Source organism: Streptomyces sp. NPDC058664 (assembly GCF_042716635.1).
In the GTDB taxonomy this organism is placed as follows: Bacteria; Actinomycetota; Actinomycetes; order Streptomycetales; family Streptomycetaceae; genus Streptomyces.
The window spans coordinates 26609-49140 of record NZ_JBHXRW010000051.1 but is presented as its reverse complement, the minus strand read 5'-3'; the positions used below and the strand labels follow the sequence as shown (position 1 = coordinate 49140).

At 72.6% G+C, this 22532-nt stretch carries 17 protein-coding genes and 1 other RNA gene; 8 read left to right on the top strand and 10 right to left on the bottom strand.

Features of this window, described 5'->3' with window-relative positions; genetic code table 11:
- Positions 1-167: 167 nt before the first annotated feature.
- The 5 genes from ssrA to ftsE form a co-directional block, all read right to left on the bottom strand.
- Positions 168-560, bottom strand: a transfer-messenger RNA (tmRNA) gene (gene ssrA, locus ACFWUY_RS31425).
- Between the two features lie 100 nt (positions 561-660).
- Positions 661-1200 (bottom strand): SsrA-binding protein SmpB, encoded by a 540-nt coding sequence (smpB, locus tag ACFWUY_RS31420; RefSeq protein ID WP_384117634.1) that lies wholly within the window; start codon positions 1198-1200, stop codon positions 661-663.
- Positions 1201-1218: 18 nt separating this feature from the next.
- On the bottom strand, positions 1219-2406 hold the full coding sequence (locus ACFWUY_RS31415) for a S41 family peptidase (protein WP_384117630.1): 1188 nt from the start codon (positions 2404-2406) through the stop codon (positions 1219-1221).
- A gap of 78 nt (positions 2407-2484) precedes the next feature.
- Positions 2485-3402: a permease-like cell division protein FtsX gene (gene ftsX, locus ACFWUY_RS31410; protein ID WP_384117627.1), complete on the bottom strand. Its 918-nt coding sequence runs from the start codon at positions 3400-3402 to the stop codon at positions 2485-2487.
- Between the two features lie 23 nt (positions 3403-3425).
- Positions 3426-4115 (bottom strand): cell division ATP-binding protein FtsE, encoded by a 690-nt coding sequence (gene ftsE / locus ACFWUY_RS31405; protein ID WP_030223113.1) that lies wholly within the window; start codon positions 4113-4115, stop codon positions 3426-3428.
- A gap of 235 nt (positions 4116-4350) precedes the next feature.
- Between ftsE and ACFWUY_RS31400 the strand changes: the two genes are divergently transcribed.
- On the top strand, positions 4351-4533 hold the full coding sequence (locus ACFWUY_RS31400) for a hypothetical protein (RefSeq protein ID WP_030209918.1): 183 nt from the start codon (positions 4351-4353) through the stop codon (positions 4531-4533).
- Positions 4534-4627: 94 nt separating this feature from the next.
- Here ACFWUY_RS31400 and ACFWUY_RS31395 read toward each other — a convergent pair whose 3' ends face one another.
- From ACFWUY_RS31395 to ACFWUY_RS31380, 4 genes are all read right to left on the bottom strand, one after another.
- Positions 4628-5614, bottom strand: coding sequence for an LPXTG cell wall anchor domain-containing protein (locus ACFWUY_RS31395; RefSeq protein WP_384117624.1), 987 nt, complete (start codon positions 5612-5614; stop codon positions 4628-4630).
- Between the two features lie 392 nt (positions 5615-6006).
- Entirely contained in the window at positions 6007-7110 is a 1104-nt protein-coding gene (prfB, locus tag ACFWUY_RS31390) for a peptide chain release factor 2 (protein ID WP_384117621.1), read from the bottom strand.
- A gap of 57 nt (positions 7111-7167) precedes the next feature.
- Positions 7168-8412, bottom strand: a complete 1245-nt coding sequence (locus ACFWUY_RS31385; RefSeq protein WP_384117619.1) for a serine/threonine-protein kinase — start codon at positions 8410-8412, stop codon at positions 7168-7170.
- Positions 8413-8520: 108 nt separating this feature from the next.
- Positions 8521-10254: a serine/threonine-protein kinase gene (locus tag ACFWUY_RS31380; RefSeq protein ID WP_384117617.1), complete on the bottom strand. Its 1734-nt coding sequence runs from the start codon at positions 10252-10254 to the stop codon at positions 8521-8523.
- Positions 10255-10790: 536 nt separating this feature from the next.
- Here ACFWUY_RS31380 and ACFWUY_RS31375 point away from each other — a divergent pair.
- The 4 genes from ACFWUY_RS31375 to ACFWUY_RS31360 all read left to right on the top strand — a co-directional run bounded on the left by ACFWUY_RS31375 (position 10791) and on the right by ACFWUY_RS31360 (position 18604).
- The gene (locus ACFWUY_RS31375) at positions 10791-14834 is read left to right on the top strand and encodes an FtsK/SpoIIIE domain-containing protein (RefSeq protein ID WP_384117614.1); all 4044 of its coding nucleotides are present in this window, start codon (positions 10791-10793) and stop codon (positions 14832-14834) included.
- A 123-nt stretch (positions 14835-14957) separates the two neighbouring features.
- Entirely contained in the window at positions 14958-16313 is a 1356-nt protein-coding gene (locus ACFWUY_RS31370) for an ABC transporter substrate-binding protein (RefSeq protein WP_384117611.1), read from the top strand.
- Between the two features lie 9 nt (positions 16314-16322).
- Positions 16323-17690: a carbohydrate ABC transporter permease gene (locus ACFWUY_RS31365; RefSeq protein WP_384117608.1), complete on the top strand. Its 1368-nt coding sequence runs from the start codon at positions 16323-16325 to the stop codon at positions 17688-17690.
- Positions 17687-18604 (top strand): carbohydrate ABC transporter permease, encoded by a 918-nt coding sequence (locus ACFWUY_RS31360; protein WP_384117603.1) that lies wholly within the window; start codon positions 17687-17689, stop codon positions 18602-18604. Before ACFWUY_RS31365 ends, ACFWUY_RS31360 begins: the two co-directional genes overlap by 4 nt.
- Positions 18605-18618: 14 nt before the next feature.
- Here ACFWUY_RS31360 and ACFWUY_RS31355 read toward each other — a convergent pair whose 3' ends face one another.
- On the bottom strand, positions 18619-19218 hold the full coding sequence (locus tag ACFWUY_RS31355; protein ID WP_384117597.1) for a TetR/AcrR family transcriptional regulator: 600 nt from the start codon (positions 19216-19218) through the stop codon (positions 18619-18621).
- 160 nt (positions 19219-19378) lie between these two features.
- Here ACFWUY_RS31355 and ACFWUY_RS31350 point away from each other — a divergent pair, with 160 nt between their 5' ends.
- From ACFWUY_RS31350 to ACFWUY_RS31340, 3 genes are read left to right on the top strand one after another with little or no spacing between them, the layout of a single operon-like run.
- On the top strand, positions 19379-20350 hold the full coding sequence (locus ACFWUY_RS31350; RefSeq protein ID WP_384117594.1) for an ABC transporter permease: 972 nt from the start codon (positions 19379-19381) through the stop codon (positions 20348-20350).
- Positions 20343-21140, top strand: a complete 798-nt coding sequence (locus ACFWUY_RS31345) for an ABC transporter ATP-binding protein (protein ID WP_384117591.1) — start codon at positions 20343-20345, stop codon at positions 21138-21140. Before ACFWUY_RS31350 ends, ACFWUY_RS31345 begins: the two co-directional genes overlap by 8 nt.
- 26 nt (positions 21141-21166) lie before the next feature.
- Positions 21167-22486 (top strand): glycosyltransferase 87 family protein, encoded by a 1320-nt coding sequence (locus tag ACFWUY_RS31340; RefSeq protein ID WP_384117589.1) that lies wholly within the window; start codon positions 21167-21169, stop codon positions 22484-22486.
- Positions 22487-22532: the final 46 nt, after the last annotated feature.

Below are 22532 nucleotides of genomic sequence, written 5' to 3'. Positions count from 1 at the left end.
TTCAAAAACACACACCCCCCAACACAAAACCAAAACGCTTGGGGTGCCCTTGTTTTTTTTAAAAACAACCCCCCTCCCCCCCACCCCGCCCCGCCCCGCCGGGCCCCCCCCCGGGCCTCTGCCCACATGGGATGAGGTGTCCGGGCGGGGCGTGCCCCTCGGACGCTCGGTGGAGATGGCGGGAATCGAACCCGCGTCCAACGGTACGGAAACAGAGCTTCTCCGTGTGCAGTCCGCTACGAGTTTCTCAGCCCCGGAGATCACGCGGACAAGTCTCCGACGGGCTCAGTCACTGTTTGATTTCCCCCTCACTCCCGTGACCGGAGTGAGAGGTTTAGATCCCTTAATGACGCCAGGATCCGGGTCGGGACCATCCCCGGGCTGACGCTCCTCACAGAGGCTTCTTGTCGTTACCTAAAATTAGGCAGCGAGGGCGAAGCGGGAGTTATCGCTCTTGGAGTTGGCGATTATTGGTTGCGACATATGGTTTACGAGATCATTGCCGCTTCCTCGACACGCTTCCTCTGCATCGGTATCCGCTGTCGAAACCGATCATCCCCATGTTTTTTTATCAACGCGCACCCCCCTTGCGAGGTGTGCACGACCCATCGTACGTGACCGACGGGCGCTGGTGCCAGCGTATTACCCGCGGCCGCGCCGCTAGGCGATCTTGGCCGCCCGCTCCCTGCGCTTGGCCGCCGCGATGGCCCGGTTGGTCTCCCGGGTGTCCTGCTTCTCGCGCAGGGTCTGGCGCTTGTCGAACTCCTTCTTGCCCTTGGCGAGCGCGATCTCGACCTTGACCCGGCCGTTCAGGAAGTACAGCCCGAGGGGCACGATCGTGTGACCGGTCTCCTGGGACTTCGACTCCAGCTTGTCGATCTCCTCCCGGTGCAGCAGCAGCTTCCGCTTCCGCTTCGCCGAGTGGTTGGTCCAGCTGCCCTGCATGTACTCGGGCACATGGATGTTGTGCAGCCACGCCTCGTGGTTGTCGATCTGCACGAAGCCGTCGACCAGCGAGGCGCGGCCCATCCGCAGCGACTTCACCTCGGTGCCCATCAGCACCACACCGCACTCGTACGTGTCGATGATGTGGTAGTCGTGGCGCGCCTTCTTGTTCTGCGCGATGATCTTGCGCTCGGGCGCCTTGTCCTGGTTCTTCTTGGCAGGCTTGCCCTGCACGTTCACGAGTCCCTTTGCCATAGTGCGGTCATTTTCGCACTACGAGCCCCCTCCGAGGCCACTCAATACCGTCTTCGCCCGTTCCTCGGCCCGTTTCCCGGCCACCAGGTCGGGGGTGATGCCCCGGCCGTCCACCACGTGCCCGGCCGGAGTGCGGTAGTGGCCGACGGTCAGCTCGGCGACGGAACCGTCCGGCAGGGCGCTCGGCATCTGGACCGCCCCCTTGCCGAAGGTGCGCGAGCCCACCGTGACCGCCCGGCCCCGGTCCTGGAGGGCGCCGGTGAGCAGCTCGGCCGCGCTCATGGTGCCCCCGTCGATCAGCGCCACCAGGGGCCGGCCGGTGTCGCCGCCGCCCTCCGCGTACACGGCCCGCTGCTCGCCCTCCACGTCGTACGTGGCGACCAGGCCGCCGTCGAGGAAGGCGGAGGCGGCCACGGCGGCCTCGGCCACCAGGCCGCCCGCGTTGCCCCGCAGGTCGAGCAGGACGCCGGCGCCGGCCGGGGCGGCCCGTACCGCGTCGCGTACGCGCGTGCCCGCGCCCTTGGTGAAGGCGGCGACCCGGATGAGCAGCGTCCCGTCGTCCAGGCGGCGGACGGTGACCGGGTCCGTGACGAGCCGGGCCCGGTGCAGGGTCCGCGTCCAGGCGGCGCGGCCCCGCTCGACCCGGAGGACGACGGCCGAGCCGGGTACGCCGTCGCCGCGCAGCAGGGCGACGACCTCGGAGACGGAGAGCTCGTCGACCGGGCGTCCGTCGACGGAGACGAGCCGGTCGCCGGCCCGGATCCCGGCCCGCTCGGCGGGGCCGCCGGCCTGCACCCGGGTCACCCGGACGCGGTCCTCGCCCGCCCGGCCCGCGGAGAGCCCGACGCCGGTGTAGGTGCCGTCGAGGGCCTGCTCGAACTCGGCGTACTCCTTCTTGTCGTACACCGCGCCCCAGCGGTCGCCGCTGCGGCTGACGAACTCCTCGGCGGCCTGCTTGCCCGACTTCCCGTCGGCCATGGCCGCGGCGGCGGCACGGTTCAGGGCGGCGCGGTCGACGGGCGCGCCGGCCGGGGGCCGCTGCCCCGCGCGCGTGGACGCCCCCGCGGGCTCGTCGGCGGAGACCTGCCGGGGCAGGGAGCCGGTGGCGGCGGCGGTGGCGAGGACTCCGGCGAAGACCAACGTCAGAACGGCCCCACGGAGTACTCCGCGGGGCCGGATACAGAGGTGCTCGGTGTCGGCCGGCATGGCGCCCACTCTAGGACAAGGCGATGGCGCCGCACGGGCTTTGACCGTACGACGCCATCCTCCGGCAGGGGTGTCTTCTCACACCTTCAGGTACTTGCGCAGCGCGATGAAAGCGGCAAAGGCGGGCATGAGCAGACCGATGGCGAGCACCAGCGGCAGCACCGAGAAGACGGCGTCCCAGCCGATGAAGTTGACCAGCTGCATCTTGTCGGCGAGCGCGAGGCCGTGGTCGATGAGGAAGTACCGGCCGACGAGCAGCAGCACACAGGCGACCGCGCCGCCGAGGAGTCCGGCGAAGGCGGCCTCCATGATGAACGGCATCTGGATGTAGAAGCTGGAGGCGCCCACGAGGCGCATGATGCCGGTCTCGCGGCGGCGGCTGAAGGCCGAGACGCGGACGGTGTTCACGATCAGCATCAGCGCGATGACCAGCATGAGTGCCATGACACCGAAAGCGGCGATCCTCATGCCGTCCATCAGGTCGAAGAGGTTCTGCAGGGTGTCCCGCTGGTCCTGGACGGACTCGATCCCGTCGCGGCCGGCGAAGGCGGTGGCGATCACCTTGTACTTCTCCGGGTCCTTGAGCTTGACCCGGAACGATTCCTGCATCTGGTCCGGCGTGATGACGGAGGCGATGGCGGTGTCGCCGTACTCCTCCTTGTACCGCTTGAACGCCTCGTCGGTCGACTCGTAGAAGACGTCCTCGACGATGTCCATCTTCTGCAGATCGGCCTTGATCTGCTCCTTCTGCTGCGTCGTGACGGCGCCCTTGGGGCACTTGGCCCCGTCGGCCGCGTCGGCCTTGTTGCAGAGGAAGAGGGAGACGTTGACCTTGTCGTACCAGAAGTCCTTCATCGTGTTGACCTGCTCGCGCATGAGCAGGGCACCGCCGAAGAGGGCGAGCGAGAGGGCCACGGAGATGATGACGGCGAAGGTCATCGTGAGATTGCGCCGGAGACCGACACCGATCTCCGAGAGCACGAACTGAGCGCGCATGGTGTGTTCTGTCCCCTACCTGCTCAGTGCTGGTATCCGTAGACGCCGCGCGCCTGGTCGCGAACGAGGCGGCCCTTCTCGAGCTCTATGACGCGCTTGCGCATCTGGTCGACGATGTTCTGGTCGTGGGTCGCCATGACGACGGTGGTCCCTGTCCTGTTGATGCGGTCGAGCAGCTTCATGATGCCGACCGAGGTCTGCGGGTCGAGGTTGCCTGTGGGCTCGTCGGCGATCAGCAGCATCGGGCGGTTGACGAAGGCCCGGGCGATGGCGACGCGCTGCTGCTCACCACCGGAGAGCTCGCCCGGCATCCGGTCCTCCTTGCCGCCGAGCCCGACCAGGTCGAGCACCTGCGGCACGGCCTTGCGGATCTCGCCGCGCGGCTTCCCGATGACCTCCTGGGCGAAGGCCACGTTCTCGGCGACGGTCTTGTTGGGCAGCAGGCGGAAGTCCTGGAAGACGGTGCCGAGTTGACGCCGCATGTGCGGCACCTTCCAGTTGGACAGGCGGGCCAGGTCCTTGCCGAGGACGTGCACCTGGCCTTGACTGGCGCGCTCCTCACGGAGGAGCAGCCGCAGGAAAGTCGACTTTCCGGAGCCGGAGGAACCGACGAGGAAGACGAACTCCCCCTTCTCGATCTCCAGGGAGACATCCCGGAGCGCGGGGCGGTTCTGCTTCGGATAGGACTTGGAGACGTTGTCGAATCGGATCACGGATGCACCACGGTCGGCCGGGAGTAGGTGTGCGTGACCTTACGCGAACGGGGAAGGCCCGCGCAGTCGCGGTCCCGGCTTGTGCGGTTTATCCTTTTCGCCCTTCGGAGGGGAACCGGGACGATCCGGTGGGGCGCGCCGAAACGCCGCCGAGCTGGCACAGTGGTAGGGGGAACGTCCGACCCCTGTCGGGCGTTGTCCTGATGTAGCCCCCAGTGCGGGAGGAGGAGAGCGCATGACCTACGACCGACTGGTGTGCGCCAACTGCGCGGCTCCGGTCGCCGAGGGTCGTTGCCCCGTCTGCCGCGCGAACCGCGAGCGCCTGACCCCCCAGGGTCTTTCGCCCGCGATGCTGCTGACGCTGGCCATCGCCCTGCTGGCCGCGATAGCGCTGCTCGCGGCGGTCCGTACGGCCTAGCCGGACCGCGCGAGGACCCACACGAAGCCGGAAAGCGCGAGGAAGGGCCGGGGAGGAGTTCCCCGGCCCTTCGTCATGCGCGTACGCGGATCGGTCAGACGGCGGTACGACCACCGGCGACGAGACGCGGCAGCATACGGAAGCCGATGCCACCGGCGATCATGGTCGCGGCGCCGATGATCAGGAACGAGGTCTCGGCCGCACCGGTCTCGGCGAGCTCCTCCTTCGCCTGACCCTGCTGCACGGGCTGCGAGCCGGCGTTGTTGGTGTCGGTGTTGTTGTTGCCGGTGTCGACGCACTCGGCGCCGTCGAGGTCGACGGTGCAGGTACCGGCGCCACCGCTGGTGGAGGAGCCGCCGTCGGTGGAGGAACCACCGTTGTTGGAAGAGCCACCGTTGTTGGAGGAACCACCGTTGTTGGAAGAGCCACCGTCAGCGGCACCGCCATCGGCCGCACCACCGTCAGCAGCACCACCATCGGCCGCACCACCGTCAGCAGCACCACCATCGGCCGCACCACCGTCAGCAGCACCACCATCGGCCGCACCACCGTCAGCAGCACCGCCATCGGCCGCACCACCGTCAGCAGCACCACCGTCGGCCGCACCACCGTCAGCAGCACCACCGTCAGCAGCACCACCATCGGCCGCACCACCATCGGCCGCACCACCGTCAGCCGCACCACCATCGGCCGCACCACCATCGGCCGCACCACCGTCAGCCGCACCACCGTCAGCAGCACCACCGTCAGCAGCACCACCATCGGCCGCACCACCGTCAGCCGCACCACCATCGGCCGCGCCACCGTCAGCAGCACCACCATCGGCCGCACCACCATCGGCCGCGCCGCCATCAGCGGCACCGCCGTCAGCCGCGCCACCGTCGACGCCGCCGTTCTCGCAGAGGCCGCCGACTTCCTCGCACGGGTCGTCTTCGTTGAGGATGCCCACGCTCAGGCTGGCGACCTCGTTCTCGTTGCCGCCGACGGCCGTCGCGGCGCCCGCCGCCGTCAGGGACGCACCGGCGATGATCACGGCGCTCGCCGCAACGCGCACCAAACGGACTCGCGTCTTGTTGGTCATCTGATCTGCTACCCCCAGTAGCTCATCTCGTCATGGGGCAGCGCTCGGGGGCGGCGACAGAGGCGGCTCACTACTGGGCCGGCCCCCGTTCGCACGCGCCCCAGAAATGCGCATGCCAGTACGCCACCCTTCCGAGTTTCCGATGAGGCGTCAAGGTCGTTGCGCGTGCGATGCCCGAAAGATCACGGACTGCCCCACATGCGACGATGCAACTGTGACGTAAACCCAGAACTCCGGGCTCTGCGCCGCCAGTTCCCTTGTCGACAAAGCACCTCACCCACCCCGATTCCGCTTGCGCCAGCGAATCCGCCGACCGTGCGGACGTGTTCGCGCGGAACGGCGACGGGCCCCGCACCGGAAGGTGCGGGGCCCGAACGCGCGCTGCTGCGGGGTTACTTGTCCTGCTGCTTGCGCCAGCGGATGCCCGCCTCGAGGAAGCCGTCGATCTCGCCGTCCAGAACGGCCTGCGGGTTGCCGACCTCGAACTCCGTACGGAGGTCCTTGACCATCTGGTACGGGTGGAGGACGTACGAGCGCATCTGGTTGCCCCAGGAGCTGCCGCTGTCCTTGAGGGCGTCCATCCTGGCCCGCTCCTCCTGGCGCTGGCGCTCCAGGAGCTTGGCCTGGAGGACGTTCATGGCGCTCGCCTTGTTCTGGATCTGCGAGCGCTCGTTCTGGCAGGAGACGACGATGCCGGTCGGGAGGTGCGTGATGCGCACGGCCGAGTCGGTCGTGTTGACGCCCTGGCCGCCGGGGCCCGACGCGCGGTAGACGTCGATGCGCAGCTCGGACTCGTCGATCTCGACGTGGTCGGAGGACTCGACGACCGGCAGGATCTCGACGCCGGCGAAGGAGGTCTGGCGGCGGCCCTGGTTGTCGAAGGGCGAGATGCGGACCAGGCGGTGGGTGCCCTGCTCGACGGAGAGCGTGCCGTAGGCGTACGGCGCCTTCACCACGAAGGTGGTCGACTTGATGCCGGCCTCTTCCGCGTACGAGGTCTCGTAGATCTCGGTCGAGTAGCCGTGGCGCTCCGCCCAGCGCAGGTACATGCGCTGGAGCCGCTCGGCGAAGTCGGAGGCGTCGACGCCGCCGGCCTCCGCGCGGATGTTGACCAGGGCCTCGCGCTCGTCGTACTCGCCGGAGAGGAGGGTGCGGACCTCCATCTCGTCGAGGGCCTTGCGGACGGAGATGAGCTCCGTCTCGGCCTCGGCGAGGGTGTCCGGGTCGTCCATCTCCTCGGCGAGCTCGAAGAGCACCGCGAGGTCGTCGATGCGCCCGCGCAGGGTCTCGGTCTTGCGGACCTCCGCCTGGAGGTGCGAAAGCTTGCTCGTGATCTTCTGCGCCGCCTCCGGGTCGTCCCACAGGGACGGGGCCGCGGCCTGCTCTTCGAGCACGGCGATGTCGGCCCTCAGCTTCTCGAGGTCCAGGACGGCCTCGATCGACCCCATGGTCGAGGAGAGGGACTTCAGCTCTTCGGATACATCGACGACTGCCACGCGTCCAGCGTAACGGCTCCGGGCGAGGAGCCGAACCTTTGGCCGTTGCCGCGGTCCTTACGGCTGTGAGGACCGCTTCGAGTCCTGCGGCGGGGCGTCCGCGTCCCCGGAGACGGCCAGGTAGCCGCCGGCGCCCAGCGCGCCCGCGACGACGACCGCCGCGACGGCGAGGGTGATCCGGCGCTTGCGGATCGCGCCCGCCTTGTGGCGGGCCGAGCCGGGGCGGCGGGCGCCGGCCGGGCGCGGGGCCCTGGCGGTGCCGAGGGGGCCGCCCGAGAGCTCGTCGGGGGCCGGGACCCGCATGGAGGTGTGGGTGTCGCGGTTGGAGTCGGCGGAGGCGCCGGGGACGAGGGGGACGGCGGCGCGGCGCGGGCCGGGCTCACCGGTGCCCGTACCGGTGGCGTACGCCTCCGGCTCCGGCTCGGGGGCCGGTGCGGACTCCTCCGGGTCCAGCTCGTCGACGTCGAGCGGCGGGATGCCCTTGAGCAGCGGCAGGACGTCCTTGAGGCGGTCGGCGAGCTCGGAGGCGCGCAGCCGGGAGGCCGGGGCCTTCGCCAGGCACTGCACCATCAGCTGCCACAGCTCCTCGGGGATGCCGGGGAGGGGGACGACGGTCTCGGTGACGTGGCGGCGCAGGACGGCACCGGGGTGGCCGCCGCCGAAGGGGGTGAAGCCGGCGAGCAGCTCGTACAGGACGGTCGCGAGGGCGTAGATGTCGACGGCGGCGCGCGGCGGGAGGCCCTCGACGATCTCGGGGGCGAGGTAGTCGGGGGTGCCGATGATGCGGGTGGCCTTGGTCCGGCCGGGGGTGTCGATCAGCTTGGCGACGCCGAAGTCGGTGAGGAGGGCGGGGTGCGCGCCGCCGGGTCCGAGCGGGCCCTCCATGTCGAGCAGGATGTTCTCGGGCTTGACGTCGCGGTGGACGATCCCGGCGGCGTGCGCGGCGGCGAGGGCGTCGGCGACGTCGGCGACGATCGCGACGGCGGCCTCGGGAGCGAGCCGCCGTTCCCGGTCGAGCCGGGTGCGCAGGTCGGTGCCGCGCACGAGGTCCATGACGAGGGCCAGGTCGTTGCCGTCGACGACGAGGTCGCGGACCTTGACGACCCGGGGGTGGTCGAGGCCGAGCAGGGCGGTGCGCTCCTGGACGAAGCGGCCGACGAGTTCCTGGTCGGAGGCCAGGTCCTCGCGCAGCAGTTTGACGGCGACGGGCCCCTCGGGCCCCTCGCCCAGCCACACCGTTCCTGCACTGCCCCGCCCGAGGATCTGGTGGGTGGTGTAGCGGCTGCCGATGTTCCGTGCCAAGACTGCTCCCTCAGCGGCTGCGGTTCGCGAGCAAAGTTACGCGTCCACAGCCGCCGGACGTCACTTCCGAGGGGAAATCACCCCTCGGAAGTCGATAAATCGGCAGTACTACTGCCCCGTACCGCCGGTAGTACCCCCGGAGCCGGTGCTCTCGCCGATCGAGGAGATCCAGTCGGTCACCGACGAGATGCCGTCGCCGATGGCCTGCCAGTAGCTCTTGCCCTCGGCGATCCAGTCCTGGAGCGGGGTCAGCTCCCAGACGAGCCAGCCCGCGACCACGAACAGGACGATCATGACCAGGCAGCCCTTGAGGCAGCCGAGGCCGGGGATCCGCACCGGGTTGGCGCTGCGCTGGCGCGGCGGGCGCGGCTCGCGGGGCGCCGGGGCCTGGGGCGGCGGCTGCGGCGGGGTGTACTGCTGCTGGGGCGGGGCGTACTGCTGCGGGGCGGGCGGTGGCGGCGGCGCGTACTGCTGCGGCTGGTGCTGCTGCTGGTACTGCTGAGGGGCGGGCCGCTGCGGGGCCGGGCGCTGCTGCTGGTACGGCTGCGGCGGCTGCTGCTGTCCGTACGCACCGGGCTGCCGGCCCTGCGGCGACTGCGGGGGCTGCTGCGGCTGCCGCTGCGGGCGGCGGCGCAGCGGGTCCTCGCTCGGGTCGAGGTACTGCACCTGCGTCTGCTCGTTGCGGTCGCGGGCCGCGCGCAGCTGGCTCTGCCAGGGGTGCGGCTCCTCGGACTGCGCGCCCTGGCCGGACTGCGGCGGCCCCGGCGGTACGGGCGGCATGACGGCCGTCGGGTCGGCGGCGCCCGCCGGGCCGCTGGTCGGCATGACGCTGGTCGCGCCGGCGGGGTCGAACCGCGGCGGCGTCCCGGCGCCGCTGGGCAGCACCTGGGTGGGGTCGGCGGCCCCCGGCGTCTCCGGGACGGGCGCGGGCGCCGGGTCGGGGGCGAGGAGGGCCCCGACGCCGTCCGCCGCCTCGATCTGCGCGGGCGTGGCGTGCACGCCGATGCCGGCGGCGACCGCGCGCAGACCGCGTGCGAGGTTCACGGCGCTCGGCCGCCGGTCGGGGTCCTTGCTGAGGCAGCGCTCTATGACCGTCCACAGGGGTCCCGGCACGGTCGAGGGGCGGCGCGGCTCCTCGCTGAGGTGCCGGTGGAGGACCTCGAGGGCGGTGCCGCCCGCGAACGGGGGCCGGCCGGTGACCAGCTCGTAGAGCAGGATGCCGGCGCCGTAGATGTCGACGGCGGAGGTCTGCGGGCGTCCTTCGGCGGACTCGGGCGCCACGTACGCGGGCGTGCCGACGAATTCGTGGGTCCTGGTCAGGCCCGGGGAGTCGGCGAGGCGCGCGATGCCGAAGTCGGTGAGCATCGGGTGCATCTGGCCGCCCTGCTCGGCGAGCAGCACGTTGGCCGGCTTGAGGTCGCGGTGGACGACGCCGTCGGCGTGGCTGGCGGCGAGCGCGTCGGCGATCTGGGCGGTCAGGAGCGCGGCGGCGACCGGGGTGAGCGGGCCGCTGTCCCTGATGTACCGGTGCAGGTCGGGGCCCTCGACGAGGTCCATGACGAGCGCGAGGACATCGCCCTCGACGACCAGGTCGCGGGTGCGCACGATGTTCGGGTGGGTGAGCCGGAGCAGCACGGACCGCTCGCGCAGGAAGCGCATCACGATGTCCGCGTCGTTGGCCAGCTCCTCCTTGAGGACCTTGATGGCCACGGTCTCGCCGGGCTGGCCGGGAACGGCCGCCTCGGCGCCCGCCGTCTCCCGCTGGCGGGCTCGCCAGACGGTGCCCGTGGCGCCGCGGCCGAGCGGCTCCTCGAGCAGGTACTTGCTGCCGATAGGCCGCACGTCACGCGCTCCCTGCTGTCCGTGGTCATGGGGTGGTCCGGTGATGCTCCCGGGGTCCCTGTCCTCTGTTGTGACCCGTCCGGGTGTCCGACCCACTTTAGTGCCGCCGAACGGGGTACCGGCCGGTCGTCCACAGGTCGATTCCGATGCCGGTGGCCGGGCCTCCGGGAGGTTCCTCGCGGTGGAGGCCCGGGCCCCGGGGTGCCGGGACGGACCCGGCTCCCGCCCGGAAACGGCCGGGCACCTGTCCGGAAGAAGACGCTCCTGGGGGCGTGACGGTTGCCGGGCACGTTCCGAAGGCATGCCCAACCAGGCACTTTTACGTCCACAGCCGACCATTCAAGATCACTTCCAGCCGACCCGGGGGCGGGCTGTCGGCGGCAGGTGCGAGGATGCCTCCAGCACGTCGCATCGGAGGGGTCGGGAGCCCCCGCGCCGTGCCGACCTGTACCGGACGACGCGTCCGTGCCGGGTGGGGGGAGTCACAGGGCGGTTCCCCTGCCGGGCATGTCGCGCAGAAGGGACCGCTGACGGCGATGCAGATCCGGCTGACCGTCCTCGCGCCGTACGCCGGCCACGGCGCCGGGCGCGCCTGCGACGTGCTCGTCACGGCCCCCGCGGGGACGGCGCTCGCCGCCGTCGCCTCGAACCTCGCCGCGGCCGTCACCGGCCCCGACACCTCCGCCTCGGGCACGACCGTGCTCTACGCGGGCGCGGAGCGGCTCGACGGGCGCCGCTGCGTCCTCGGCGAGCCCCCGCTGGTCGACGGCGCCGTGCTCTCCCTCCAGGTTCCAGGACCCGACGACCGCGTCGGCGAGACGGCCTCCGCACGGCTGCACGTGGTGGCGGGCCCGGACGCGGGCGGGGTGCACCTGCTGCACGGCGGACCGATCAGAATCGGCCGTTCCGTGGACGCCGACGTACCGCTCGACGACCCGGACGTCTCCCGTGCGCACTGCACCGTGACCGTCGGCGAGGACGGCCGGGTCACCGTCGCCGACCGCGGCTCGACGAACGGCACGACCCTCGACGGCGTGCCCGTCGGCGAGCGCCCGGTGCGCTTCGCCCCGGGCGCGCTCCTCCGGCTCGGCGAGTCCGCCCTCCGTCTCACCGGCGCCTGCGACGACCTCCGGGGCACGGACGTGAGGACGACGGCCCCGGACGGCGAGGGTCACCTGCGGGTCGCCTGCGGAGCGGGCGGGCGAACCGTACGGGACGGCACGGAGCCGGCCGGCCGGCCGGGACCCGCGGGCGTGCCCGGCACCGCTCCCGGCGCCCCGGCGGACGACACCACCCACGCGGGCCCCGGCGGTGTCCTGTTCGGCGGCGCGGCCGAGGACGCGTACGACGGCCCGTACGGCGCGGGCTCCTCCGGACACGCGCGCGCGGAGGACCACCCCGAGGGACACGGCCACGGGTACGGACACGAAGGACCCGACGGAGGCGGCGAGGCCCACAGCGGGACCCGCCCGTCGCGCCGGGCCCGGGGCGACGCCCCGACCACGCCCACCCGCCCGGGCGGAAAGCGCGGACTCGGCGCGTGGGCCCGGCGTCTGACCGGCGGACGCGAGGAGCTCCCGGAACCCGCCACCGGCCCCCGGACCGCCCCGGACACCCACGCCGGCCCCCGGGCCGGCACCGGCACGCGGGACGGCGCGCCCACGCCCGTACCGGTGGCCGACACCTGGCCCGACCCGGCCACCGTCCTGCTCACCGCCCTCGGCCCCGGTCCCCGGCTCTGGGAGCGCGACCAGACCCACGCCGAGTCCCTGGTGGTCCGGCTCGGCACGACGGACCGCGCCGAGCTCTCCGGCGTGCCGGTCACCGTGGGCCTGCGCGAGGCCGGCTCCCTCGGTCTCGCCGGCCCCGCCGACCGGCTCACCGGCCTCGCCCGGTCGGTGGTCGCCCAGCTCGCCGCCCTGCACTCCCCCTCCGACCTGGAGATCGTGCTGATCAGCGCCGACCGGAACCGCTCGCTCGACGAGCGGCGTCGCGCCTGGGGCTGGCTCGGCTGGCTCCCGCACGTCCGGCCCGCCCACGGCCAGGACTGCCGGCTGCTCCTGGCGTACGACCGCGAGCAGGCCCAGGCCCGTACGGCGGAACTGACCCGGCGGCTCGACGACGGCCCGCTGGGTCCCGGCTGGCCCAGCGCCGACCGCGCGGCCGTCGCCGAGGCCGCGGCCCGCCACGACGGGCCGACGACGGTCGTGGTCGTGGACGGCGACCCCGGTTCGGCGGCGCTGCGCGAGACGGTGGCCCGGCTCGCCGGAGCCGGAGCCGCCGCCGGCATCCACCTCCTGTGCCTCGCCGAGGCGCCCTCGGCCTCCCCCGTCTCCCCGGTGGCCGCCACCTACGAGACCGCGTGCGCCGCGTCGCTCGCGTTCCGCGAGTGCGGAGCCGCCGTGCTGCTCAGCGGCGACGTGGCGACGGCGCTGCGGCTGCTGCGGACCTCCGGCGGACGGGTCGCGGGGCACGGCACCGTCGGCGTCGTCGACGCGGTCTCCGTCGCCTGGGCCGAGCGGTTCGGACGCGCGCTCGCCCCCCTGCGTACGGACACGACGGCCGCCCCGGGCGCCCGCGCCGCCGCGCTGCCCCCGTCGGCACGGCTCCTCGACGAGCTCGGGCTCGCCCGCGCCACCCCCGCCTCCCTGATGGCCCGCTGGGCCTCCGCGGGCGACGGCACGGCCGTCCTGGGCGCGGGGCCGCGCGGCCCGCTCGCCGTCGACCTCACCCGGGAGGGCCCGCACCTGCTGATCGAGGGCCCCGCGGGAAGCGGACGGACCGAACTCCTCCGCTCGATCGCCGCCTCGCTCGCGGCCGGCGGGCGCCCCGACCGGCTCGGTCTGCTCCTGGTGGACGGGGCGGGCGGCGAGCGCGGCGAAGGGCTCGCGGCCTGTACGGAGCTGCCGCACGTCACCGAGCACCTGGTCGCCTCGGACCCGGTGCGGATGCGGGAGTTCGCGCAGGCGCTCGGCGCGGAGCTGAAGCGCCGGGCGGAGCTCATCGGCGACGGTCACTTCGCCGACCGGCGGGGCACGCGCGCGGCGCCCCCCGCGACCGCCGCCGAGCGGCTGATCGGCCAGCGCGCCCCGAGCGCGGCGGAGTCCGTGCCGCAGGGCGCCCGCGCGACCGTCCGCGTCCAGGACGCGGCCGACCTCGACGGCCTGACCAGCGGCCGGACCCTCCGCACGGGCGACGGCACGATCGGCGCCCTCCCGAGCACCCGCGGCGGTCGCCCGGGCGACCCGTACCCCGGCGCGGACGACCTCGGCGGCCGCCCCAGCGGCCGGATCACGTACTCCACCGACCCCGACGGCCGAGCGAGCGGCCGGACCGCGTACCCGGACGCCCGGACGAACGGCCGAGCCCCGTACCCGGGCGACCTCGACGACCGAGCCGGCGGCCGGAACCCGTACCCCGGCGCCGACGACCTCGGCGCGCGCCCCAGCCGTCGGACCCCCTACCCCGGCGCCGACGACCTCGGCGGGCGGTCGAGTGGCCGGATCGCGTACCCGGGGGACGACCTCGGCGGGCGGCCCAGCAGCCGTACGCTCCGCACGGGCGACGGCGATCTCGGCGACCGCCCGAGCGGACGCGTGCCCCGCACCGCGGGCGACGAGACCGGCGGACGCGCGTACCGCGAGGGAGCGGACGACCTCACCGGTCACCCCAGCGGACGCATCCCCCGCCCGGGAGCCGACGACCTCACCGGTCACCCGAGCGGACGCGTCCCCCGCACCGGGGACGGCTCGCTCGACGAGCGGTCCAGCGCCCGTACGCGCCCCGGGCGTGACGCCTTCCTGGTCGACACGCCCAGCGGGCGGCTGCCCCGGAGGGAAGGCGGTCCCCTGGACGACCGCCCGAGCAGCCGCACCCTGCGCACCGGGGACGGCGACCCGACCGACCGTCCGAGCGGCCAGGCCCCACGCCACTCCGGTGACGACACCGGTGTCCGGATCCCCCGCCCCGCCGGGGAGGAAGCCGCCGGCAGGATCCCCCGCCCCGCCACCGGCGAGCCGACCGCCACCAGGGCCGGCGGCACCGTGTACCTCCCGCGGCTCGTCGTCCTCGTCGACGACTTCGACGCGCTCGTCGCCCCCGCGCTCGGCGCCTCCGGCCGGCCGGCCGCCGGGTCCGTCGTGCGGGCCCTCGAAGCCGTCGCGCGGAACGGCGAGCGGCTCGGCGTCCACCTCGTCGCGACCTCCGCGCGCCCGGACCGGACCGCCGACACGGAGCTGGCCCACGGGGCCCGGCTGCGGATCGTCCTCGACGCGCCCCCGGTGACCGCGGGCCCCGACGTACCGGCGGCCGGACGCGGGCGCCTCGGGCATCCGGACGGCCGGGTCACCCCCTTCCAGGCGGGCCGCGTCACCGGACGGATCCCCCGGACGGCGACGCTCCGCCCGACGGTCGTACCGCTGGAATGGGAGCGGATGGGCGATCCGCCGACCCGCCGCCCGGTCCGCGAGCTGGGCAACGGACCGACGGATCTGGCGCTCCTGGCGAGCGCGCTCGACCGGGCCGCCCGCTCGGTCGAGGCGACACCGGTGCCCCCGCTGACCCCCGCGACCCACGGCTGACGTCACGTCACGAGGCCGTTACGATCACCCACTTGGGGCGGAAGGCGGTATTGCGGGGCTCCGCCACCCGGCGTAGACCTGTCGGCACGGGACAGCGAAGCGCACGGGAGAGACGGGGCAGCGATGCGTACAACTCTTCGTCCACGCAAGGCCGCAGTGACCATGACGGCGTTCGCCGCACTCGCCGCACTCACCCTCGCGGCGTGCGGCGACGGGGCCGGGAAGGACCCCGGGCCGACGGCCGACGGCGATCTCCCCCTCAAGGGCGAGAAGATCGAGGTCGCCGCCGTCTGGACGGGACCCGAGCAGGAGAACTTCACCAAGGTCCTGAAGGAGTTCGAGAAGCGCACCGGCGCGACCGTCACCTTCGTGCCGGCCCAGGACCCGATCGTGAACTTCCTCGGTACGAAGATCGCGGGCGGTTCGCCGCCCGACGTGGCGATGCTGCCGCAGGTGGGCGCGATCCAGCAGGCCGCCGCCCAGAAGTGGCTGAAGCCGGTCGGTCCGGAGGCCGAGGCCCAGCTGGCGGCGAACTACTCGCGCGGCTGGCAGGAGCTCGGCGCGGTCGACGGCACCCAGTACGGGGTCTACTTCAAGGCCGCCAACAAGTCCCTGGTCTGGTACAACTCCGCCGTCTTCGAGAACGCGGGCGCCACCGAGCCGAAGACCTGGAAGGAGTTCCTCGCCACGGCCGAGACGATCTCGGCCTCCGGCGTCACCCCGGTGTCGGTGGGCGGCGCGGACGGCTGGACCCTCACGGACTGGTTCGAGAACATCTACCTCTCCCAGGCGGGGCCGGCCAAGTACGACCAGCTGGCGAAGCACACGATCAAGTGGACCGACCCGTCGGTCACCGCGGCCCTGACGACGCTCGGCGAACTGTTCGGCAAGCCGGCGCTGCTCGCCGGCGGCACGAGCGGGGCACTGCAGACGGAGTACCCGGTCTCGGTCACCCAGACGTTCACCGGCGGCGACCAGCCGAAGGGGGCGATGGTCTTCGAGGGCGACTTCGCGGCCGTCAACATCGCCCAGACGAAGGCGAAGATCGGTACGGACGCGAAGGTCTTCCCGTTCCCCACCGTCGGCTCGGGCACCAGCCCCGTGGTGACGGCGGGCGACGCGGCCGTGGCACTCAAGGACACCAAGGGCGCGAAGGCGCTGCTCGCCTTCCTCGCCTCCCCGGACGCGGCGAAGATCTGGGCGGCCGAGGGCGGCTTCCTCTCCCCCAACAAGAACCTGGACCCGGCGGCGTACCCGAACGACGTCCAGCGCGAGATCGCGAAGGCGCTCATCGGCGCCGGTGACGACTTCCGCTTCGACATGTCGGACCAGATGCCGCAGTCCTTCGGCGGGACGCCGGGCAAGGGCGAGTGGAAGGCGCTCCAGGACTTCCTGAAGAACCCGAAGGACATCGCGGGGGCGCAGGCGCGTCTCGAGGCGGACGCGGCGAAGGCGTACCGGGCCGCGGCGAAGGGCTGAGGTCCCGGCATGCCGAGGACCACCCACAACAGCGACCGCACTCCGAGGGCCATCCGCACCGGCGACCACACGCCGAAGACCATCCGGAACAGGAACGGCAGAAGCAGGACGGTGGCGGCGGGGTTCCTGCTCCCCGCCCTGCTCCTGCTCGGCGCGCTCGTCGTCTACCCGATCGGGTACTCCGTCCAGCGCTCGCTCTTCGACCGCTCCGGCGAGTCCTTCGTCGGCCTGGACAACTACCTCGCCCTCCTCACCGACGACTCGCTCCGCACGGCCGTCCGCAACAACCTGATCTGGCTGGTTCTCGCCCCCGCGGTGGCGACCGCCCTCGGTCTGGTCTTCGCCGTGCTCACCGAACGCGTGCGCTGGGGCACGGCGTTCAAGCTGGTCGTCTTCATGCCGATGGCGATCTCGATGCTCGCCGCCGGGATCATCTTCCGGCTCGTCTACGAGCAGGACCCGGACCGCGGGGTCGCCAACGCCGTCTGGGTCGGCGTCCACGACACCTTCGCCGAGTCCTCCGGTTTCCCCCGGGCCCGGCCGCTGCCCGCGCATCCGCTGAAGGCGGCCGGCGGCGGCGCGTACGTCACGAAGGACCCGGTGCGCGCCGGGGAGCCCGTACGGCTTCCGCTGGTCGGGGTGGCTCCGGGACAGATGCCTGAGGAGGCCCGTCCGGCCCGGGAGCCCGTCCCCGGGGCGGGCACGGTCGTCGGTACGGCCTGGCTGGACTTCACCCGGGGCGGCGGCGGGCGGCCGAACACGGTCGACCCGGCCGAACTGGGCCTCGCCGGGCTGCGGATCGAGGCCGTACGGGACGGAGAGGTCGTCGCCAGGGCCACGGCCGCGGCCGACGGCACCTTCACGCTGCCCGCCGACCGCGTGGACGGAGCCGTACTCCGGCTGCCGGCGAGCAACTTCCGGGAGCAGTACAACGGCGTGGAGTGGCTGGGTCCGTCCCTCGTCACCCCGGCGGTCATCGGCGCGTACGTGTGGATGTGGGCCGGGTTCGCGATGGTCCTGATCGGCGCCGGGCTCGCCGCCGTGCCGCGCGAGCTGCTCGAAGCGGCGCGGGTGGACGGGGCGAACGAGTGGCAGGTGTTCCGCCGGATCACGGTGCCGCTGCTCGCCCCGGTCCTCGCGGTCGTCCTCGTCACCCTGATGATCAACGTCCTCAAGGTCTTCGACCTGGTCTTCGTCATCGCGCCGGGCTCCGCCCAGGACGACGCGAACGTGCTCGCGCTCCAGCTGTACCGCTCGTCGTTCGGTACGGACGCCGATCTCGGGGTCGGCTCGGCCATCGCCGTCCTGCTGCTGCTCCTGGTGGTCCCGGTGATGGTCTTCAACATCCGCCGCCTGCGCCGGGAGGCCCGCCGATGAGCAGTTCCCCCGAAATCCGGTCCCGCTCCCTCGGCCTCCGGTCCCGCCCTTCCGACGCCCGGTCCCGTCCCCTCGTCGCGCGGCTCGCCGCCCGGGCCGCCGGGGGCGCGGTGCGCGTGTTCCTCGTCCTCACCGGCCTGTTCTGGCTGCTGCCGACGGTGGGGCTGCTGCTCTCCTCGCTCCGCTCGCCGTCCGACATCGCGGCGGGCGGCTGGTGGCAGGTGTTCACCGCACCGGCCCGGCTGACCACCGAGAACTACACCCATCTCCTCGCGAACGACACGATCACCGGCTCCCTCGTCTCCACCGTCCTGATCACCGTCCCGTCCACCCTGCTCGTGCTCGTCATCGGCTCGTTCGCCGGATACGCGTTCGCGTGGCTGGATTTCCCGGGCCGGGACTGGTGGTTCCTGGGCGTGGTCGCCCTGCTCGTGGTCCCGGTGCAGGTCGCCCTGGTCCCGGTGTCGAAGCTCTTCGGCGCGGTGGGGCTCTTCGAGACGACCCTCGGGGTGGTGCTCTTCCACACCGCCTTCGGTCTGCCGTTCGCGATCTTCCTGCTGCGGAACTTCTTCGCGGAGATCCCGCGCGAACTCCTCGAGGCGGCGCGGCTGGACGGGGCGGGCGAGATCCGTCTCTTCACCCGGGTGGTGCTGCCGCTCGGCGGTCCCGCGATCGCCTCGCTGGGCATCTTCCAGTTCCTGTGGGTGTGGAACGACATGCTGATCGCGCTGATCTTCGCGGACTCGCAGTCGCCGCCGATCACGGTGGCGCTCCAGCAGCAGGTACGGCAGTTCGGCAACAACGTGGACGTGCTCGCGCCGGGGGCGTTCGTGTCGATGGTGGTGCCGCTGGTGGTGTTCTTCGCGTTCCAGCGGCAGTTCGCGTCCGGGGTGATGGCGGGCGCGGTGAAGTAGGACCGCCACCGGGCTCAGGCCTTGAGCGCCGCCACCGCCGAGCGCGCGAGGTCGTCCACGTACCCCTCGGGCGGTGCCGTACGGACCACGACGAGCCGCCAGTACAGCGGTCCGACGACCAGGTCGAGGGCGCGGCCCGGGTCGGTGCCCTCGGGGAGTTCGCCGCGCGCGACGGCCTCGTGGACGATCCGGGTCACGACGCCCTGCTGCCCGTCGAGCAGCGTGGCGGTGACCGCCTCGGCGATCTCGGGATGCCGGGCGGCCTCGACGAGCAGGTCGGGGATGACCTGTGAGGCGACCGGGTGGCGCAGGGCGTGCGAGGCCACTTCGAGGAGCGCGCGCACGTCGCCGTACAGGGAGCCGGTGGCGGGTGCCGGCATGCCCTGGGCCGCGAAGGCGCCGACGAGGTCGAGGACGAGGGCGAGCTTGGACTTCCAGCGCCGGTAGACGGCGGTCTTGCCGACTCCCGCGCGGCGCGCGATGCCCTCGATGGACATGCGGGCGAAGCCGACGGCCGCGAGCTCCTCGAAGACGGCGGCGCGGATGGCCTCGGTCACGTCCTCGCGGAGTACGGCGGCTCCGGCGGGGGCGCGGCGGGGGGTCGGTTCGGTCATGAACGGCATCCTAACGAACGGCGACGCCCCGGTCACGTCACGACGATACGGTTGCGTCCCGACGCAAGGCGCCCTACTGTCCACGTAGCGACGATACGGATCCGTTCCATCGCTGATGGATGCCCGCACCCCTTGCCGCCGAAGTCGAAAGCGCCTGCCCGTGACCACCCAGACCCTCACCCCACCCGTACGGAAGCCCCCTCCCGAGAGTTTCCTTCCCGAGAGTCCCCCTCCTGAGGGCCCTTCTTCCGAGGGCCTCCCTCTCGAGGACCTCCGCGCACTCGCCCTGCGCCACGGCCTCACCGTGAGCGGCGCCCGCCCCTCCCTCCCGGCCTACGTCCGGCAGCTCTGGTCCCACCGCGCCTTCATCACCGCCTTCGCGACCGCCCGCCTCACCGCCCAGTACAGCCAGGCCCGCCTCGGCCAGCTCTGGCAGGTGATGACCCCGCTCCTCAACGCGGCCGTGTACTACGCGATCTTCGGCGTCCTGCTGAACGCCAGGCACGGCATCCCGGACTACGTCCCCTTCCTCCTCACCGGCGTCTTCGTGTGGACCTTCACCTCCGACACGCTCCTGGCCGGCAGCCGCGCGATCAGCGGCAATCTGGGCCTGGTCCGCGCCCTGCACTTCCCGCGCGCCACCCTGCCGGTCTCGCTCGCGCTCCAGCGGCTCCAGCAACTGCTCCTCTCGCTCGTCGTACTCGTCGCGATCCTGTTCTGCTTCGGCGAGTTCCCCACCTGGAGCTGGCTGCTCGCGGTCCCCGCGCTGCTCTGCCAGGCGCTGTTCAGCACGGGCCTCGCCCTCGTCCTGGCCCGGATCGGGGCCCGTACCCCGGACGTCTCGCAGCTGATGCCGTTCGTGCTCCGCACCTGGATGTACGCCTCGGGCGCCATGTGGTCGATCCAGAACCTGGCGAGCGACGGCCGTTTCCCGCCCGGCGTGGTGCTGGCCCTCCAGTGCAATCCGGCGGCGGTCTACATCGACCTCATGCGCTTCGCCCTGATCGAGAGCTACACCGCGGCGGAGCTGCCGCCGCACGTCTGGGCGCTCGCCACCGGCTGGGCCCTGCTGGCCTTCGCGGGCGGTTTCGTCTGGTTCTGGAAGGCGGAGGAGACGTACGGCCGTGGCTGACACCGAGCGAGTGCCCACCGTCGTGGCCGACGGCGTCCACATCACGTACACGGTCGACGGCGGCCGTTCCGGCGGCCGTGGCGCGGCGACGGCCGCCCTGGGCCGGATCCTGCGCCGCGGGGACACGGCCCCGGCGGCCCGGCGCGTCCATGCCGTACGGGGCGTCAGCTTCGTCGCGTACCGGGGCGAGGCGATTGGCCTGATCGGTTCGAACGGATCGGGGAAATCCACTCTCCTGAAGGCCGTCGCGGGCCTCCAGCCCGTCGAGCGGGGCCAGATCCACACCCAGGGGCAGCCCTCGCTCCTCGGCGTCAACGCGGCCCTGATGAACGATCTGACCGGCGAGCGGAACGTGATCCTGGGCGGTCTCGCGATGGGCATGAGCCGCGCGGAGGTCCGGGAACGGTACGACGGCATCGTCGACTTCTCCGGCATCGACGAGAAGGACGACGCGATCTCCCGCCCGATGCGGACCTACTCCTCCGGAATGGCCGCCCGGCTGCGCTTCTCCATCGCCGCCGCGAAGAGTCACGACGTCCTGCTCATCGACGAGGCCCTGGCCACCGGCGACGCCCGCTTCCGCCGCCGCAGCCAACGGCGGATCGACGAGCTGCGCGCGGAGGCGGGGACCGTCTTCCTGGTCAGCCACTCGAACTCCACCGTCACGGAGACCTGCGAGCGGGCACTGTGGCTGGAGGCCGGGACGCTGCGGATGGACGGCCCGGCGAAGGAGGTGGTGGCGGCGTACGAGGAGTTCACCGGAACAAGGACCAGAGAAACGGGCAAATAACGCGAAACGGTCTACAGTACGGAGGGATGACGAACGATCACCCTGAGTCGCCCTCCGGGACCGGCACCGAGCCCCCGCCCCGCACCGGCACGCAGCCCCCCGCCCTGACCGGGTCCCCCTTCGACTCGGACACCTTCACCTCCGCCACCTTCGTCACGGTCGGCAGTGGCCCCTACCTCGCCCTCGCCTCCGTGTGGCTCCTCACCCGCGTCGGCATGGTCCTGCTGCTCCTCCGCGACAACCTCGGCATCGGCGGGGTCGGCCGCGAGGTGGGCCTCTACCAGCACTGGTACGGGCAGTTCGCGCAGGGCACCTTCCCGCCCGGCGACGTCACCTGGCAGTACCCGCCCGGCGCGGGGCTCGTGATCATGTCGCCGGGTCTCCTCCCCTGGCTGACCTACTTCCAGGCGTTCGTCGCCCTCAGCCTCCTCGCCGACGCCGTCATCACCCTGGCCCTCGCCCGCGCCGACAGCGCCCGGCTCACCCACGGCGCCTGGATCTGGGTCTGCGGCCTGCCCCTCCTCCTCCACCTGCCCCTCGCCCGGTACGACGTCCAGACCACCGCCCTCGCCGTACTCGCCCTGCTCGCCCTGGGCGCCCGCTCCACCGCCTCCCACCGGCTCGGCGGAGTGCTCGCCGGGATCGGCACGATGGTCAAGGTCTGGCCGGTGCTCACCCTGATCGGCGCCCCCCGGGGCCGTACCAGCCGGGAGGCCTGGACCGCCGCGGCCGTCGCCGCCCTCGCCCTCCTCGCCACCCTCGCGCTCTTCTTCTCCGGCTCCCTCGGCTTCCTGCGCCAGCAGGGTGACCGGGGCATCCAGATCGAGTCCCTCGGCGGCACGGCCCTCGCGCTCGCCGGGGCCACCGGCGCCTGGCCGGGGAGGGTCGAGTTCCGTTACGGGGCCTACGAGTACGTCGGCCCGTACGTCTCCACCCTCGGCCACCTCGCCCTGCTGCTCACCGTCCTCGCCTTCGGCTGGCTGCTCCTGTGGCGCGTCCGGGCCGACCGCTGGACCGCGGCCACCCCGCTCGACGCGGCCTTCGCCGCCGTCCTGCTGTTCACCAGCACCAGCCGGGTGATCAGCCCCCAGTACATGATCTGGCTGCTCGGGCTCGCCGCCGTCTGCCTCACCTCCCGGCAGACCGTGATGCGCCCGGTGGCCCTGCTGCTGCTCCCGGCGGCCGCGCTGAGCTCGCTCGCGTACCCCGTCCTCTACGACCAGGTCATCACCGGCACCACCCAGGGCCTGACCGTGATGGTGCTCCGCAACGGCCTGCTGCTCGCGGCGGCCCTGCTCGCCGCCCGCCGCCTGTGGACCTCGACGGTCACCGCCGGAACGGAATGACGGAAACCCACCGCGGGAACGGAAGACGGAAGGGAAGACGGAAGGG

Bases quoted from the DNA above. Each gene is read 5' to 3' on its own strand.
- ACFWUY_RS31360 (WP_384117603.1), top strand. From the start codon at position 17,687: ATGAGCAGTTCCCCCGAAATCCGGTCCCGCTCCCTCGGCCTCCGGTCC.
- ftsX (WP_384117627.1), bottom strand. From the start codon at position 3,402: ATGCGCGCTCAGTTCGTGCTCTCGGAGATCGGTGTCGGTCTCCGGCGC.
- smpB (WP_384117634.1), bottom strand. From the start codon at position 1,200: ATGGCAAAGGGACTCGTGAACGTGCAGGGCAAGCCTGCCAAGAAGAAC.
- ACFWUY_RS31400 (WP_030209918.1), top strand. From the start codon at position 4,351: ATGACCTACGACCGACTGGTGTGCGCCAACTGCGCGGCTCCGGTCGCC.
- ACFWUY_RS31395 (WP_384117624.1), bottom strand. From the start codon at position 5,614: ATGACCAACAAGACGCGAGTCCGTTTGGTGCGCGTTGCGGCGAGCGCC.
- ACFWUY_RS31365 (WP_384117608.1), top strand. From the start codon at position 16,323: ATGCCGAGGACCACCCACAACAGCGACCGCACTCCGAGGGCCATCCGC.
- ACFWUY_RS31415 (WP_384117630.1), bottom strand. From the start codon at position 2,406: ATGCCGGCCGACACCGAGCACCTCTGTATCCGGCCCCGCGGAGTACTC.
- ACFWUY_RS31375 (WP_384117614.1), top strand. From the start codon at position 10,791: ATGCAGATCCGGCTGACCGTCCTCGCGCCGTACGCCGGCCACGGCGCC.
- ACFWUY_RS31355 (WP_384117597.1), bottom strand. From the start codon at position 19,218: ATGACCGAACCGACCCCCCGCCGCGCCCCCGCCGGAGCCGCCGTACTC.
- ACFWUY_RS31370 (WP_384117611.1), top strand. From the start codon at position 14,958: ATGCGTACAACTCTTCGTCCACGCAAGGCCGCAGTGACCATGACGGCG.
- ACFWUY_RS31340 (WP_384117589.1), top strand. From the start codon at position 21,167: ATGACGAACGATCACCCTGAGTCGCCCTCCGGGACCGGCACCGAGCCC.